At 52.1% G+C, this 16,863-nt stretch carries 12 protein-coding genes; all 12 read left to right on the plus strand.

All coding sequences use genetic code 11. From position 1 onward, the window contains the following. The first annotated feature begins 42 nt into the window (after positions 1-42). Positions 43-1,206: a glycosyltransferase family 4 protein gene (locus IPL17_RS26075; RefSeq protein ID WP_345310014.1), complete on the plus strand. Its 1,164-nt coding sequence runs from the start codon at positions 43-45 to the stop codon at positions 1,204-1,206. A 2-nt stretch (positions 1,207-1,208) separates the two neighbouring features. Continuing rightward, the gene (locus IPL17_RS26080; protein WP_345310015.1) at positions 1,209-1,421 is read left to right on the plus strand and encodes a transcriptional regulator; all 213 of its coding nucleotides are present in this window, start codon (positions 1,209-1,211) and stop codon (positions 1,419-1,421) included. Further along, entirely contained in the window at positions 1,422-2,189 is a 768-nt protein-coding gene (locus IPL17_RS26085; RefSeq protein WP_345310016.1) for a class I SAM-dependent methyltransferase, read from the plus strand. A 58-nt stretch (positions 2,190-2,247) separates the two neighbouring features. After that, the gene (locus tag IPL17_RS26090) at positions 2,248-2,961 is read left to right on the plus strand and encodes a class I SAM-dependent methyltransferase (protein WP_345310017.1); all 714 of its coding nucleotides are present in this window, start codon (positions 2,248-2,250) and stop codon (positions 2,959-2,961) included. Between the two features lie 13 nt (positions 2,962-2,974). After that, positions 2,975-5,152, plus strand: coding sequence for a glycosyltransferase family 39 protein (locus tag IPL17_RS26095; protein WP_345310018.1), 2,178 nt, complete (start codon positions 2,975-2,977; stop codon positions 5,150-5,152). A gap of 91 nt (positions 5,153-5,243) precedes the next feature. Beyond that, entirely contained in the window at positions 5,244-10,109 is a 4,866-nt protein-coding gene (locus tag IPL17_RS26100) for a DUF2298 domain-containing protein (RefSeq protein ID WP_345310019.1), read from the plus strand. Beyond that, entirely contained in the window at positions 10,106-10,480 is a 375-nt protein-coding gene (locus IPL17_RS26105) for a DUF952 domain-containing protein (RefSeq protein WP_345310020.1), read from the plus strand. The genes IPL17_RS26100 and IPL17_RS26105 overlap by 4 nt, the downstream gene beginning before the upstream one ends. Positions 10,481-10,497: 17 nt before the next feature. Continuing rightward, complete coding sequence (locus IPL17_RS26110) at positions 10,498-12,972, plus strand: DUF2298 domain-containing protein (protein ID WP_345310021.1); 2,475 nt, start codon at positions 10,498-10,500, stop codon at positions 12,970-12,972. Between the two features lie 50 nt (positions 12,973-13,022). Beyond that, positions 13,023-14,717: a hypothetical protein gene (locus IPL17_RS26115; protein WP_345310022.1), complete on the plus strand. Its 1,695-nt coding sequence runs from the start codon at positions 13,023-13,025 to the stop codon at positions 14,715-14,717. 39 nt (positions 14,718-14,756) lie between these two features. Next, positions 14,757-15,434 carry a (d)CMP kinase gene (cmk, locus tag IPL17_RS26120; protein ID WP_345310023.1) on the plus strand — a complete coding sequence of 226 codons (678 nt, stop codon included), beginning with the start codon at positions 14,757-14,759 and terminating at the stop codon, positions 15,432-15,434. A gap of 4 nt (positions 15,435-15,438) precedes the next feature. Then, positions 15,439-16,122: a lysophospholipid acyltransferase family protein gene (locus tag IPL17_RS26125; protein WP_345310024.1), complete on the plus strand. Its 684-nt coding sequence runs from the start codon at positions 15,439-15,441 to the stop codon at positions 16,120-16,122. Beyond that, complete coding sequence (locus IPL17_RS26130) at positions 16,123-16,851, plus strand: lysophospholipid acyltransferase family protein (RefSeq protein ID WP_345310025.1); 729 nt, start codon at positions 16,123-16,125, stop codon at positions 16,849-16,851. Positions 16,852-16,863 lie beyond the last annotated feature (12 nt).

Consider the following 16,863-nt stretch of genomic DNA (forward strand, 5'->3'; position numbering starts at 1 on the left):
CGCAAGACGCTTGTTTTCCCTGGGGTATAATCTTTCCGCTTTATGAAAATCCTAACCGTTCTTACCTACTATCGTCCGCACACGAGCGGACTGACCATTTACGCTGAGCGCCTTGCGCGCGCCTTCGTCAAACGCGGCCATCAAGTGACCGTGATGACCACGCAATACGACCCTTCCCTTGCGCTTGAAGAGATGATGGATGGCGTAAAGGTGATCCGTGTTCCGGTCGCGGCACGTATCAGCAAGGGTGTGATCGCCCCGACCTTTGGCTGGGTCGCCACAAAACTTGTCGCCCGGCATGATGTAGTCCAGATGCACCTGCCGCAATTCGACGCGCCCGGTGTTGCCTTCCGCGCCCGCCTGTTTGGCAAACCTGCCGTGCTCACCTATCACTGTGATGTGCAGCTTCCGGTCGGAACGTTCAATCGCCTTGTTAATTTTGTGCTGGATTTTCAAAATAATATGGCGGGACGTTTGGCAAATCATATTGTGACTTACACACAGGACTATGCCGACAACTCGCCCTACCTCTCGCGCTACGCATCAAAGCTGACCCCGATCCTGCCTCCGGTTGAACTGCCTGTTCCTACACCTGAAGCTATTTCTGCTTTCGCGCGCGAGCATCACATTGACGAACGCAGACCGGTCATCGGCATGGCCGCCCGTCTCGCCGCTGAAAAGGGCGTGGAAGTTCTACTCGACGCACTGCCCGCCATTCTAAAAACATATCCGAAAGCGCAGGTCCTGTTTGCCGGAACATATCAAAACGTGATGGGCGAACAAGCCTACTCAGACAGGCTCACACCGCGTATCCACGAGTATGAACAGCAGGGACATTGGACATTCCTCGGCAATCTAGATCCCATTCAAATGGCAGCCTTCTATCCAAACCTCGATGTGCTGACCGTGCCTTCGCTCAACTCCACTGAAGCCTTCGGACTCGTTCAGATCGAAGCGATGATGAACGGCGTACCCAGTGTGCCGTCTGCGCTGCCCGGAGTGCGGAGACCAGTCCAAATGCACGGCATGGGAGTCGTCTCTCAAATTGGTGATTCTGCTTCCCTGGCAGAATCAATTTTGAGCGTATTGGATGATCCGCTCAAATATCGCGGCGACATTGAAGCAATTAAGAAATCCTATGACCCTGACTCGATCGCGCAGGAATATGAAAAATTATTTGCTCGATTGATGAAGAAGGGGAAATAAACATGGAACCACTCGGTATTAATACTGGCCTGCTTATTGTTCAGTTACTTCCAATAATTCTATTGTTCGGGCTTCCTCTCATTTCGCTGCTTGACCTTAGAAAGAAAAATTTAAGCGGCGTGCCACTTGGAATATGGGTTCTCATTATTTGCGCCATTCCAGTGATCGGCTCACTGGCCTATTGGATCATCAAACCTTCCGCCGAGACTAAATAGATGGGCTCGAAAAAAGATTTCCTTTACCTGCAATTGCGCGACCTGCCTTACTTCCGCGCGTTTTTGCGCGCGATAGAGAGTGAATATTATCAAGACCTGCCTCTCCCTGCGCCGGTTTATGATGTCGGCTGCGGCGACGGTCATTTTGCCTCCCTGACCTTCGATCAAAAACTGGATGTGGGGCTTGACCCGTGGCGGTTCTCCATGCGCGAAGCGAAAAAGTACAACGCGTATAAATCCCTGGTGGAAGCTGATGGCGCGCGCTCGCCTTTTCCATCGAATCACTTTTCCAGCGCGATCAGCAATTCAGTTTTGGAACACATCCCGCACATCGATGATGTGTTGAAGGAGACCGCGCGTGTTCTCAAACCCAACGCGCCCTTCTATTTCTGTGTACCGAATACAAGGTACTTGAGTGAACTGTCCATTTCAAAGGTTTTGGGCAAAGGCTATACCGAATGGTTCCGCAGGATTTCGCGCGTTTCTCACGCGGACGAGCCGCATGTTTGGGAACAGCGCCTTGAACGGGCTGGATTCAAACTGGAACGCTGGTGGCATTATTTTTCGCCCGCCTCGATGCGCGTGTTAGAATGGGGACATTATTTTGGCATCCCCTCTGTGGTTGCGCGGGTCTTAACCGGCAGGTGGATCATCTCACGCACTGAATGGAATCTGGCGCTCACGAAGAGTTTTGTCAAAAAATACGCGTCGCCGGAACCAACGGCCAATGGGACATTTACGTTTTATATAGCTAAAAAGAGACCCTAGACAACAGACCGTTGACCGCGCTGTCACTGTCCACTGTCTACTGTCCACTGTCTAACCCATGTCATTCGACGAAAAATATTTCTCCACGCACACCTACGCAGACATTACCTTTGCCAAATACAGCATGTATTGGTGGTCTAACCGCTTCTTTGCCATGCTCGCGCGCAGATACGGCCAACGCGGAGCGCGCCTGCTTGAGGTGGGATCAGGTATGGGGCATCTGGTTGCCCAGCTCGAAGATACGTTTGAAACGGTCGGTATGGACTTGAACCATTGGGCGGTGAAACAATCCAAAGCAGTTGTAAATAAATCATCTTTGCAAACCGCATCCGCGCAGGAACTGCCATTTGAGAACGGCGCTTTCAATGTGGTCATCATCAAGCATATTGTGGAGCACCTGCCAGACCCCGAAAAAGCCATCAATGAAATTGGTCGAATCACCGCGAGCGGTGGAACCCTGATCCTTGCCACGCCGAACCTTGGTTCCATGCTAAAACCGTGGAAGGGTAACAGGTGGATAGGGTATCAGGACCCGACCCATATTTCATTGAAGGAACCATCTGAATGGTTGAGTCTGATCCAAAACGCGAACTTCGAATTGATCCGCGTCTTTTCAGACGGCTTCTGGGATGTACCCTATATTCGTTTTGTTCCAAAGCAATTACAGAAATTATTTTTCGGATCATTGGGCGGGATCCAGGCTGTCACAGGCTTCGTGTTTCTCCCGATGACGTGGGGGGAAAGTATCATTGTGGTGGCGAGAAAAAAATAAAGAGCATGCTTGAATGAGCAACGATTCCCAATTGCCAAATCCAGAATTGCAGAATAAAGATCTTCAGGAACCCACCGTTCTTGACCTATATAAATCCGTCACCAAAGACTGGGCTTCGTTCTTTAATTTCATCCGTTCCTTATGGGATGCGCGCCGCCGCGATGAACTCAATCGTTCCCTCGCTGCTGATGCGGCTTATGCGATCGAAGAATCAAAACCTGAGGAGCCTGCACGCGCCGCTTATTTTCCCTGGCGGTCGGTGCTGGCGCTTTTTCTCGCGCTTGCGGGACAGTTCTCACTTGAGTCGATGCATGGCCAGCCCAATCTTGGCGTCGCGCTTTATATTTTCGCGGTCGGATTTGTGATCTGGGCGGCTGTCAAGGATGAATGGCATTTGCCCGCACTTCCCGCCTTCATGCAAATGCCCGAACCGCTGACCACGCGTACCGCCGCATTTATTGTTTCCATCGTTATTGCGTTAATGGCATTTTTCAGCTTTGGCGGTGGCAAATTCGACATTATCAATATCACATTGTGGGTTTCGTCGCTTGGTTTCCTGGTTTACAGTCTGTGGTTGAAGAACCCAAAGATCACAACAGGATCAAATACGGATGAACGCAGAAGGAAGTTGATCCGGAGTGTGATCATGGTCGGCGTATTTGCCGTCGCGGTCTTCTTCCGTCTCTATCGCACCGATTCGATTCCCGTGGAACCATTCAGCGACCACGCCGAAAAAATACTGGATGTCTACGAGATCACGCAGGGCGATTACAAAATCTTCTTTCCACGCAACACAGGCCGTGAAGCCTTACAAATGTACTGGACAGTCCTGGTTGCCAACCTTTTTGGCACCGGGCTTTCTTATTTAAGTCTCAAACTTGGCACAGCCTTGCTCGGGATTCTGACACTCCCCTATATTTACCTGCTGGGAAAGGAATTCGGCAATGAGCGTGTTGGGCTGTTCGCGCTATTTCTTTTTGGGATCGCCTACTGGCCGAACGTGATCTCCCGTATTGGATTGCGCTTCCCCTTATATCCGCTCTTCGCCGCGCCGACGCTTCTTTACCTGATCCGCGGCCTGCGGACCCGCAACCGAAACGATTTCATCTTCTCCGGCATTTTCCTCGGGCTTGGCCTGCACGGATACAGTCCGTTCCGCATTGTGCCGATCCTGGTAGTGGCCGCCTTTATCATTTATTTTTTACATGGCCAGTCAAAAGGAAATCGGGAACAGGCGGTCATGTGGCTGGGGATCATTGTCATCACTTCGGCCTTTGTCTTCCTGCCCCTCCTGCGTTATTGGATCGAGTTTCCGGAGTATTTTGGCGAAAGAGCGATTTCCCGTTTAACCGGCATCTCTCAAGTGACCGGGCTTAGCACGCCTCTGCCCGGACCTTTCCTGCAGATCTTCCTCTCAAATCTATACCACGCCTTGTTGATGTTCAATTGGGACGACGGTGAGATCTGGGTAAATTCAATGCCTCACCGTCCCGCTCTGGATATTGTGACCGGCGCCTTGTTCGTGATCGGGGTGGTCTTGTTGATCGTGCGGTATGCCCGTCAACGGGACTGGCGCGACATGCTCTTGCTGGTTTCAATTCCCATGCTGCTGATGCCGTCGATTCTGTCATTGGCATTCCCAGGTGAAAATCCTGCATTGAACCGCGCAGGCGGAGGCGCAATAGCAGCAATCCTTACCAGCGCGCTTGCGCTTGACGGACTGGTGGCAGGCTTGAGCAATGGAAAAATCGCGAGACGGCTCTTCATTGCATACGGGTTGACCGGCGTTTTACTGGCCACATCCGCCCTACAGAATTACGATATCGTCTTTAATCAATTCGACAGGAACTTCAGGGCGGGCGCCTGGAACACCTCTGAGATGGGACAGGTGATCAGCGACTTCCGCGATACCGATGGACAGGCGGATACATTCTGGATCGTGCCATTCCCATATTGGGTGGATACGCGTCTGCCGGGCGTTTGGGCCGGTATTCCGAACCGGGATTTCGCGCTCTGGCCCGAGAATTTTTCACAGACGGTCAACCTGCCTGCGCCAAAGATGTTCATCTTTTGGCCTGAGGATCTGCAAACTGAGAATGCTCTTAAAGAACTCTATCCGGATGGGGCGTTGACCCGCTATACTTCGACGTTCGCGGGCAAGGATTTTATGATGTTTTTTGTGGAGAGATAATGTCATTGCGAGCGTACTGCGCGAAGCAATCCTTTTTTTATGAGGAGACCGCTTCAGCGGAAGTGTGCACCTTACAATGGCATGGAAAACTATGAACGGAAAACGTACGTGGATCTACGATCTGCTTTTTATTCTCGTCCTGCTGTTGGCGGGATATTTGCGTTTAAGCGGCGTGAATTGGGGCGAGGGCTATCACCAGCACCCGGATGAATTATTCCTGACCGGTGTGCTGGATAATTTGCGGGCGCACGCCTGTGAAGATGCGTCCATTCCGGTGGATGCCTGTCCGCCGGAACAGAAGCGCTTATTAAGTATCGGGGAATATTTCGACACGGCGAATTCGACGCTGAATCCATACAATCGCGGGCAGGCATTTTTTGTATACGGCAACCTGCCGATGACCCTGGTACGCTACGCGGTCGAACTGACTGACAATGCAGATATTGGGAACTCTAAATTCTTTGCGAGACAATTCTCCGCGCTGGCGGATCTGTTCACCATAGTTTTGCTTTATCTTTTCGTTTCAAAATTATACGGTCAACGGGTTGGGTTGATCGCTTCTGCATTCTCTTCTTTTACCGTGATGCAGATCCAGCAATCGCATTTTTTTACATCAGACCTGTTTGTCAATTTGTTCATGTTCCTGGCAATATATTTTGCGGTCGGGATCATTAGCCGCAAAGCAAGCGCGGCGGATGGAGAAACGCAAAGTCCGCTTTCCATATCATCCATTATTCGCGATCCGCTCTTCTGGCTCAGTATCGGTTTTGGGGTTGCGCTGGGCATGGCGATGGCTTCAAAGATCAACGCGGCTGCGCTGGCGATCGCGCTGCCGGGCGCTTTCATTGTGCGCTATCTAGCCGGCAAAAAATCCATCAGCGGTGAAGCCTTTAAATTCATCGTGATCTGTTTGATGGCCGGCGGGATCGCCACGCTCGTTTCCTTCCGTATCTTTCAGCCTTATGCCTTTAGCGGGCTTGGACTTAATCCACAATGGGTTGCAAATATCAGCGAACAGCGCGCGCAGGCGACGGGAGAATCTGACCTCCCCTGGAATTTGCAGTGGGCGCGCCGCACGCATTTATATTCATTCACGAATTTAACAGTTTGGGGGCTGGGGCTTCCGCTTGGCATTCTGGCGTGGGCGGGATTCCTGCTGATGGGCTGGCGGATCATCAAAGGCGAATGGAAACATCTCCTGCTATGGGGCTGGACCGCATTCTACTTTGGCTGGCAATCCATGCAGTTCAATCCCACCATGCGTTATCAACTGCCGGTCTATCCGCTTTTGGCAATGATGGCGGCCTGGTTTATTTTTGAGCTGGTGGGTTTTAAGAAGACCGTTGACGATGGACAACAAACCGTGAACCAAACGGTCAACCGTCAGTGGTCCATCGTCGCTGCTTTCGTTGGTACTGTCGTTCTTATCCTCACCGCTATCTGGGCCTTCGCCTTCCAAAGCATTTATCTGCGTCCTGAAACACGCATGGCTGCCTCGCGCTGGATCTTTGAAAACATACCGGGCCCGATCAATCTGCAGATCCAAACAAACGACGGCAGGAAGGTCAATCAACCATTGACCTTCCCGTCAGGTGGTTTGATCCAGACAGGTGTTCCGTACACGACCATCATTGTCCCCAGGCATGATGGGACGTTGAGCGGCGTGACTCTCGCTCATGCGATCGATACAGCCGCTTCCCCTGCGACCCTCCAGATTTCAATTTCAGCGGCGGATGATCCGGGCAATATATTTGCGAGTGCCTCCGCCAGACTTGACCCAGCCGAGTCAAAAGACCCGCGCGGTTCTTCGGTATCCTTTGTTTTTGACAAGCCCATCCCGGTCACAGCGGACACGTCCTATGCGATGAGTCTTGAAACATTTGGCGAAACTTTGATCCTGACCGGTTCAGCGATCGCCAACGAAACGGATTACGACTGGGGACTGCCCTTCCGTATTGACGGGTACGATCCATTTGGCGGCATGTATCGCGGCGACCTGAATCTGCAAGTCTATTGGGACGACAATGCAGATAAGCTGACCCGCTTCATCGATACGTTGAATCAAACGGACTACATCTTCATCCCGACCAATCACCAGTACGCGCAGATCACACGCCTGCCGGAACGCTATCCGCTGACGACAAAATATTATCGTGAATTGATCGGCTGTCCGGAATCTGAAAATATCATCAAGTGTTACCGTGTTGCACAGCCTGGGCAATATCAGGGCAATCTTGGGTTTGAACTGGTGGCGGTCTTTGAATCGTATCCGACGCTTGGACCGTTGGTCATCAACGATCAAGCGGCGGAAGAAGCGTTCACGTTTTACGATCATCCCAAAGTGTTGATCTTTAAAAAAGCGGGGGACTTTAGTTCTGCAAAAGTGCAGGCGGTGCTTGGCTCGGTGGATCTGACCAATGTCATTCATCTCACCCCAAAGCAGGCTGGCACTTATGAATACAAGGATTTGATGCTGCCCGAACCACGCCTTGCCCAGCAACGCGCGGGCGGCACCTGGTCACAGTTATTTGATTACGATTGGCTGCAAAATAAATATCCGATCCTTGGCATCCTGCTTTGGTATGGATTCATTTTTGTATTGGGACTGTCTGCCTACCCGATCGCGCGACTGGCTTTACCGGGCCTTCGTCAGTATGCGTATCCATTAAGCCGCATCGTGGGGCTGGCATTGCTGGCATGGATATCCTGGATGGGCGGCTCGGTCGGCGTGCCGTATACGCGAGTCACGATCAGCGTGGCGTTTGCCATTATCGCCGCGGCAGGTATCAGCCTGGGATTGATGCGCAGACAACAGTTCAAAGCGGAGTGGAATTCACAGCGCAGATTCTTCGTCATGGTCGAAGTCCTTTTTCTCATCTTCTTCCTGATCGATCTGCTTATTCGGCTCGGCAATTCAGACCTGTGGCATCCCGCCAAGGGCGGCGAGCGGCCGATGGATTTTTCATACTTTAACGCGGTGTTGAAGAGCACGAGTTTCCCGCCCTATGACCCGTGGTTCGCGGGCGGCTACATCAATTACTACTATTACGGATTTGTACTGGCTGCCACGCCGTTGAAATTGCTTGGCATCGTTCCATCGATTGGATACAACTTTATTTTGCCGACCTGGTACGCACTGGTCGCGATGGGCGCGTTCACTGTCGCTTATTCACTGGTGGTAACCGATGAAGATTCAGACCAGCCTTCTGCTTTGATCTCTGGTCTGGCGGCTTCTGTGATGGCGGTCCTGATCGGGAATCTCGGTACGCTCCAGCTGGTGTTCCAGGCATTCCAGCGCATGGCCATGCCGGGCGGAACGATCCTGGCGGACGCATCGCTCTGGCAAAGATGGGTCTGGGCCTTCCAGGGCATCACGATGCTGGCCGGCGACGCGCTGCTGCCGATCGGGCGCGGAGAATGGTATTGGAATCCCAGCCGCGTCATTCCGCCGGGGCCGGGCAATGAGATCACAGAATTTCCCTTGTTCACATTCCTATACAGCGACCTGCACGCGCATATGCTGGTCATGCCATTGACCTTGTTCATTATCGCCTGGGCGGTTTCCTTTATTAAATCACGCGCGCAAATGAGCCGCGCGGAATGGGTCGCCGCTTTCGGCATCGGCGCGTTGATGATCGGCGCGTTGAAGCCCACCAATACCTGGGATTTATATACATTCTTCCCCTTCACCGCGCTGGCTGTGATCTATGCCATTAACCGCCATTTTGAATGGAAGGGTTGGTTCAAACTTCCAGACTGGCTTGGACGTGCGATTTTATCCATCGGTGCGGTTGTTGTTTTATATGCGCTCGGCGCGTTGATGTATTTGCCGTTCAATGTCTGGTACAGCCAGGCATATAACAGCATTGACCCGTGGACGGCTACGCACACACCTTTCTCATCCTACTTCACGCAGTGGGGATTGTTCCTCTTTATCATCACCGCGTGGCTGGTTTGGGAAACTCGTGAATGGATGGCGTCCACACCCGTTTCACATCTCAGAAAAATAAATCCCTATTCATTATTCATTGAGATCGGGCTGGCAGTGATCGTGGCTTTGCTGGCGTTCTTTGTGATCAAAGGCGCGCGCATCGCCTGGCTCGCGTTACCGCTCGCGGTTTGGGCTGGGATTCTGCTGCTGCGCCCGAACATGCCCGGCGTAAAGCGCGGCGTCCTGCTGATGATCGGGACGGGTCTCGCTTTGACCATGGCAGTCGAAGTGATCGCTTTGCGCGGCGACCTGGGACGCATGAACACGATCTTCAAACTTTACATGCAGGTCTGGATGCTGTTCTCGGTCAGCGCGGCGGCGGCTTTTGGCTGGCTGTACAATGTATTTCCCTTCTGGAATTTGCGCTGGCGCACGATCTATCAGAGCGGGCTTTATGTACTCCTCGCGGGCGCATTCCTGTTCACGATCACAGCCACATCCGACAAGATCAGCGACCGCATGACTCCGACCGCGCCGCATTCTTTGGACAGCATGAATTTCATGAACTATTCCCAGCATTGGGATGTCAACATGATGGACCTGAGCGAAGACTATCGCGCCATCCGCTGGATGCAGGATAATGTGCAGGGCTCGCCTGTACTGGTCGAAGCCAATTGTTCCGAATATCGCTGGTGTACCCGCTTCACGATCTACACAGGTCTGCCCGGCGTGATCGGCTGGAATTTCCATCAACGCCAGCAGCGCGCGCTCATTGCGCCCAACCTGATCTCAGACCGTATTGACGAGATCGCCAGGTTCTACATGACATCAGATGTTGAGTGGTCTCTCGCGTTCCTGAAAAAATATCAGGTCAAATATATTATCGTTGGGCAGCTTGAACGCAATATTTATCCGCCCATTGAACTTTCACAGGATGGTCTTTTCAAGTTCAAGACATTCGAAGGTAAATATTGGAAAGCTGTTTACCAGGATAAAAATACAACCATCTACGAGGTCCTGCCATGATCCTGCACATTACATCACGCGCCGAATGGAACGAAGCGCAAGTTCGCGGTGAATACATCGCACCAAGTCTGCAAACCGAAGGCTTCATTCATTGTTCCACTGAAAAGCAAGTCCTGCACGTTGCGAATGCTTTTTATCGCGGACGAAATGATCTCGTGTTGTTAAAGCTCGACGAATCACAACTCAAGCCCGAGCTTAAATGGGAACCGCCTGCGGGATCTCCCGCCCCGGGCATTTCCGACTCCGATAAATTCCCGCACATCTTCGGCCCGATCAACTTAACAGCAGTCGCTTCCGTTCTGGACTTTGAGCCTGATCCTGCTTCGGGAATATTTTCCCTGCCGTCAACATTACTGAACACTGATCACTAACCACTGATCACTGATACATGACCGCATTCTTCGTCTGGTATATTTTCCTCACGCTCCTTGGCTGGCTGACCTTTCCGCTCGCGTACACGCTTTTCCCCGCGCTGGCAGACAGAGGCTACACCCTGTCGCGCGCAGCAGGTCTGCTGATCTGGGGATATGTTTTCTGGCTGCTTGCCTCGCTCGGCGTCGCGCAAAATGACATGGGCGGAATTCTTCTGGCTCTCGCATTCATCATCGGATTAAGCATTTGGTCACTCGCAAATCGTAAATCTGAAACCGTAAACTTCTTAAAATCCAATCTTCCACTCGTCCTCACAACTGAAATTTTATTCTTTGTCGCTTTCGCATTCCTGGCTTTTGTCCGCTCTGCCAACCCGGAATTGACCAGCACGGAGAAGCCAATGGAACTGGCGTTCATCAATGGGATTTTGCGTTCGCCAACGTTTCCTCCACACGACCCGTGGCTCTCCGGTTATGCCATTTCATACTATTACTTCGGCTATGTCATGACCGCCATGCTCGCGCGCGTTTCCGGTATTCCCGGCAGTATGGCGCATAACCTGATGACTTCGCTCATCTTCGCCCTCGGCGCAATTGGCTCATACGGGATTTTATATAATCTGCTTTCGAGGAGAGACCGCAGACCACAGACTCTAGACGATACTGCGCACCGCCCACTGCCCACTGTCCACTTTCTGGCCCTCCTTGCTCCGCTCTTCCTGCTCCTCGTCTCCAACTTTGAAGCCTTGCTCGAAGTCCTGCATCGCCGCGGATTGTTCTGGGTGAAAGATTCCAGTGGTGAGTATTCCAGCTCATTCTGGAAATGGCTGGATATGAAGGAACTCTCACAGCCGCCATTCTTCCCGTTTCAATGGCAGCCAGACCGTTATCTATGGTGGTGGCGGGCTTCACGTGTCATTCAAGATTACGACATGGTGGGCGGATTTCGCGAAGTCATTGATGAATTTCCATTTTTTTCCTTCCTGCTTGGTGACCTGCATCCGCATGTGCTGGCTATTCCATTTAGCTTGCTTGCCATTGCCGTTGCGCTGAATCTTTATCTTGGCGGGTTTCGCGGCGCGATAAACTTTTTTGGAGCACGTCTGCACATCAATATCCTAGGCTTTTTATTTTCCGCGCTTGTCATTGGCGGACTTGCATTTCTAAATACCTGGGATATTCTCGTCGGTGCCACGCTGATCATTGCCGCATATATTTTCTGGCGTGCCAATGAAGACGGCTGGCGCTGGGATCGAATTGAAGATCTTTTCCTGTTTGCCATACCGCTTGGAATTATTTCCATCCTCTTATACTTTCCGTTTTATTTGGGATTTTCATCCCAGGCAGGCGGCTTGTTGCCCAACTTCATGTATCCCACTCGCGGAATGCACTTATGGGTCATGTGGGGCACACTACTGTTTCCCATTTTTGGCTATTTGATCTATCTGTTTGTTGATCCAAAAATCAAACCCAACTGGAAGCTCGGTTTTTCACTCGGGCTTGGTTTCACTTTTCTCCTTTTATTTCTTACCTTCTCTCTCGGCTGGATCGGTTCTTTCGTTGAAAAGGATTTTGTCCTGAACTTTTTAAGCTCACAAGGCATGACCGCCGCTCAATTCATCAGCGCCACTTCCCTGCGCAGATTAACTTATATCGGAAGTCTCATCACCCTGCTTGCAGTGCTGATCCCATCGCTGGCGTTTTTGTTTGTTGGGTATCGCAAACCTGAAACAGAAAACGATCAATCCGAAATCGTTAATCCAAAACCGCAAATCGAAAATAAATTTATTCTTCTCATCCTCACCCTAGGCATCGTTCTCATCCTTGCCCCTGAGTTCGTTTATCTGCGCGACCAATTTGGCTATCGAATTAATACAGTATTCAAGTTCTATTATCAAGCGTGGATGTTATTGAGTCTCGCCGCCGCGTTTGGTGTGAGCGTACTTCTGGTCCACCTGCGCGGCCTGACGAATATCACCTTCCGTATCTTGATCGGACTGGTTATTTTTTCAGGCTTGTTATATCCATCCCTTAGTTTGCTGACCAAGACAAATGATTTCAAGCCGGCGGATGGATACACGCTCGATGATTTTGACCGCATCGTCCGCGAAAATCCCGATGAAGCCGCCGCCATCGAATTCCTGCGAACCGTTCCAAATGGCGTGATTGCCGAGGCGGTCGGAGATGGATACAGCGGTTATGCGCGCATCTCGACACATACCGGCTTACAGACCGTGCTTGGCTGGCCCGGTCATGAATCCCAGTGGCGCGGCACATTTGCACCGCAAGGCTCCCGCCGCGAGGATATTTCGAAGTTATATGCGACCGCCCGCTGGGAGGAAGCGCAGATCATTATTCAGAAATATAATATCCGTTATATTTATATCGGTATTCTTGAACGCGCATCCAGATCTGTCAGCGAAGAGAAATTTCAAGTGCACCTCAAGCCTATTTTCCAGCAGGGTGAAACGGTCATCTACGAAGTGCCGTAATTAATCCGATTCTTAAATCAACTCAATGTAAACCGATTACAATTGCGCCCATGAACCACCCACACTTCAAACGCGAAGGCTGGCTGTATGCGCTGGCTTTTCTACTCGCCATCGGCTTGCGCTTCATCCAACTCGGCGCAATGCCTCTCACCGACGCCGAAGCTGCGCCGGCTATGCAAGCCCTGCACATCGCGCAGGGGCTCAAGCCCGCACTTAGTCCATACCCTTTTTATATCCTTTCAACATCGATCCTTTTTTTCCTGTATGGCAGCGGGACAGATTTTCTCGCGCGTTTTATTCCCGCTTTGACAGGCAGCCTGCTAGTGTTTGCCCCGCTTATTTTGAGGCGGATCAAACCCCGCCCGGCTTTGTTCCTCGCCTTTTTCATTGCCCTCGACCCGGGTTTGATCTCCCTATCCCGTCAGGCCGCGAGTCCCATCATTGCGATCACCTTCCTGATCTTCGCCTGGGGCTTCTTCGATCAGAATAAACCGCGTTTGGCAGGTGTCTTTGCCGCCCTCGCCCTGCTTGGCGGACCATCCATCTGGGCCGGGCTGCTCGGACTGGGGATCACATGGGCGATCATGCAGGGATTAAAGACGCGCGTTCCCGCTCAACCTGTTGTTGAGGATCAGCGCCCGACTTTTGACTTTCGGCTTTCGACTACTTCTCTCATCATCACTTTCATCACCGCCGGCACACTCTTCTTCATCGCCCCCAATGGGATAAGTTCCGCGCTGGCTTCCATCCCAGCCTTTATCAATGGCTGGCTTATCCCGTCTGATGTGTCCGCCGGCAGAGTGTTCCTTTCCCTGCTCGTTTATCAACCGCTGGCTCTTCTACTGGCGCTATTCGCCGTCATTCGCGGGTGGCGAAATGGCAGCGCCCGCATCATTCCCTTGAGCGTCTGGTTTCTGGTTTCTTTATTACTGGCGGTCTTCCTTCCCTCGCGCCAGGTGACCGATCTCGCATGGACGCTGATTCCGCTCTGCGCGCTGGCCGCCCTGGAACTTGTCCGCAATGTTTATATTTTCCAGGATGAACGCGCTGAAATATTCGGGGTGATCTTTTTGACAGCGTTTGTATGGGCCTTCGCATGGCTCGATTTTTCAGGGCTGATCTGGGTTGCCACAAACTCCCGTGAATATATTATGCGCTTCTGGTTGTTGATCGGCGCGTTGCTATTGCTGGTCTTCAGCCTGCTGTTGATCGCAGCTGGCTGGTCCATCCGCACTGCGCGCATCGGCGGAGTTTGGGGATTGGCCCTTGCGCTGGGCGTGCTTGGATTTGGCGGGGCACTTGGTTCGGCGGGCTTCCGCGGACTGGCTCATCCGGAACTTTGGTGGTCTCCATCCATTCCCATGCAGGCGGATCTTTTGCAAAAAACCGTCGGCGAAATGTCTGAATGGGGCTTGGGCAATGATCACGCCGGTCCCGTCATCATTGCCGGGGTAAACTCTGCCGCGCTTGAATGGACTCTGCGCGACCATCAAGTGGTTATCGCTGAAACTCTGGACATATCCAGTTCGCCTGATTTTGTTATAACGCCTTTACAAGATGACCCGCTCCTTTCCGCATCCTATCGCGGCCAGGATTTTACATGGCGGCAAACTCCCGATTGGAATTATCTCCTGCCCCAGGATTGGGTCCGCTGGACTGCTTTGCGTGATGTTTCGCAGTCTGGTGAAACGATCATCCTTTGGGTGCGTGATGATCTATTTTTAGGATCGTCAATTACACCGTAACTTTCTGAATAAAAAATCCTGTTGACTGTGTGGCTAAACATGACAAAAAATATTTCGATCATTGCACTGGACGGTCCTGCCGCGTCGGGCAAATCCACTCTCGGAAGAACACTCGCTGATTCGCTCGGCTATCTTTTTTTTGATACCGGCATCATGTACCGCGCCATCACCTGGATCGCGCTTCGGCATGATATGGACCTGCATAACGAGGCCGCGATCACCGAGCTCGCGCAGAATGCCCAAATAGATATCCAACCTCCTTCAAAAGATGACGGTCGCGCCTGTGACGTGCTGATCGGTGAAAAAGATGTCACCTGGGATATGCGCGGCGATGATGTGGATGCGAACGTGTCTGTTGTCTCCGCCTATGCCGGCGTGCGCAAGGCATTATCCGATCATCAACGGCGGATTGGTATGCGCGGCAAGGTTGTTATGGTCGGGCGCGACATTGGCACCGTTGTGCTGCCTGAAGCAGATATAAAAATATATCTGGATGCGAGCGCAGAGGAACGCGCCAAACGCCGCTATGAAGAGATCATTGCGCGCGGAGAGAAAGCCGACTACGATGAGATCCTCAAGAAAGTGATCGAGCGCGACCGCATCGATTCCACGCGCGCGGTTGCTCCGCTGCGCCCCGCCGATGATGCGGTCATTATTGACTCTGACAAAATGGACGCCGCTCAGGTCTTCGAGCGTGTGCTGGCATTGTGTAAATAATCAAGTGAAACCATACGTCATTCCGCTTCATATTCAATTCCACCGACTCTATCTGCGGTTTGGCATCCGTACAATATTTAATATTTTTGGGCGTGTGAAAGTTCTGGGACGCGAGAATGTTCCGCTTGGGAAACCCTATGTAATAGCGATGAATCATATTTCCATCTTTGACCCGCCATTGACAGTCTGCTTTTGGCCGGAGCAACCTGAAGTCATCGGCGCGGCGGATGTATTTGAGAAAAAAGGACAGGGGACATTGCTTTCTTTGTATGGCGTCATCCCTGTCCATCGCGGCGAATATGACCGCGCCCTGCTTGAAAATATCCTGGCAATCCTAAAAGCCGGCCGCCCGCTCGTGATCGCGCCTGAAGGCGGGCGCTCACATGAACCAGCCATGCGCCGAGCCATGCCGGGCATCGGTTACATTATCGAGCATGCGCAAGTACCGGTCGTGCCGGTTGGCTTGCTGGGCACGCTGGATGATTTCTGGCAGCGTGCCAAACGCGGCGAAAAACCGCCCATTGAAATGCGGATTGGCAAGCCGATCTTCTTTCCGCCCATCACAGAAAAAGGCGCCGAGCGCAGGGAAGCGCGTCAGAAGAATGCCGACCTGGTCATGCATCATATTGCCGGGCTGCTGCCGGCAGAGTATCACGGCGTTTACGCAGGTCAGGCAATTCCTCAATAAATGAACCAACCTATTCCCAAACCGGTTAGCGAGGTATGGAAACCAGACCTGGTGCGTCTGCCAAAAATGACGCGTGCGCGCCGCATTTTTCGAAAATTCGCGCACGGCCTGATCAAGTTAGTGGCAAAAATTTGTTTAAATGTGACCGTTGAGGGGATGGAGAATTTCCCGGCACAGGGTCCGGCGCTGGTGGTGATCAATCATCTTGGGGATTCTGATGTGCTTGCCTTGATCTCAACCTTGCCAATCCCGCCGGATGCGCTGGGAAAGATCGAACTATATGAACTCCCGATCCTCGGAAAATTAATAGATTGGTATGGTGTGATCTGGCTACATCGCGGACGCGCCGATACAAAAGCCTTGCGCGCCGCGCTGAAAGGGTTTGCAGAAGGACGGGTGATTGTCATCGCGCCCGAGGGTCGGTATTCCGTCACCGGTGCATTGGAGGAGGGCAGTGGCGGCGCGGCTTTCCTTGCGTATAAATCAGGCGCGGCGGTGTTGCCGATTGCGATCACCGGCACCGAGAATGAAATCGTATATGGTGCGCTAAAAAAATTCCGTCGCGCAGCGGTGCATGTCAAAGCTGGAAAAATATTCAAGTTGACCGGACAGGATGAAGGGCGGCAGGAAGCGGTTAATTCAGGGACGCAGCAGATCATGCAGGCGCTGGCCGATCTCCTTCCTGAAAAATATCGCGGGGCATATTCCACCAACCAAAAAGTCTTATAGCCACACGCCCAA

Source organism: Candidatus Villigracilis saccharophilus, assembly GCF_016711665.1.

What these genes read in the sequence shown, in the direction of transcription:
- IPL17_RS26075 (WP_345310014.1), top strand. Translation starts at nt 43, where the DNA reads ATGAAAATCCTAACCGTTCTTACCTACTATCGTCCGCACACGAGCGGA.
- IPL17_RS26080 (WP_345310015.1), top strand. Translation starts at nt 1,209, where the DNA reads ATGGAACCACTCGGTATTAATACTGGCCTGCTTATTGTTCAGTTACTT.
- IPL17_RS26085 (WP_345310016.1), top strand. Translation starts at nt 1,422, where the DNA reads ATGGGCTCGAAAAAAGATTTCCTTTACCTGCAATTGCGCGACCTGCCT.
- IPL17_RS26090 (WP_345310017.1), top strand. Translation starts at nt 2,248, where the DNA reads ATGTCATTCGACGAAAAATATTTCTCCACGCACACCTACGCAGACATT.
- IPL17_RS26095 (WP_345310018.1), top strand. Translation starts at nt 2,975, where the DNA reads ATGAGCAACGATTCCCAATTGCCAAATCCAGAATTGCAGAATAAAGAT.
- IPL17_RS26100 (WP_345310019.1), top strand. Translation starts at nt 5,244, where the DNA reads ATGAACGGAAAACGTACGTGGATCTACGATCTGCTTTTTATTCTCGTC.
- IPL17_RS26105 (WP_345310020.1), top strand. Translation starts at nt 10,106, where the DNA reads ATGATCCTGCACATTACATCACGCGCCGAATGGAACGAAGCGCAAGTT.
- IPL17_RS26110 (WP_345310021.1), top strand. Translation starts at nt 10,498, where the DNA reads ATGACCGCATTCTTCGTCTGGTATATTTTCCTCACGCTCCTTGGCTGG.
- IPL17_RS26115 (WP_345310022.1), top strand. Translation starts at nt 13,023, where the DNA reads ATGAACCACCCACACTTCAAACGCGAAGGCTGGCTGTATGCGCTGGCT.
- cmk (WP_345310023.1), top strand. Translation starts at nt 14,757, where the DNA reads ATGACAAAAAATATTTCGATCATTGCACTGGACGGTCCTGCCGCGTCG.
- IPL17_RS26130 (WP_345310025.1), top strand. Translation starts at nt 16,123, where the DNA reads ATGAACCAACCTATTCCCAAACCGGTTAGCGAGGTATGGAAACCAGAC.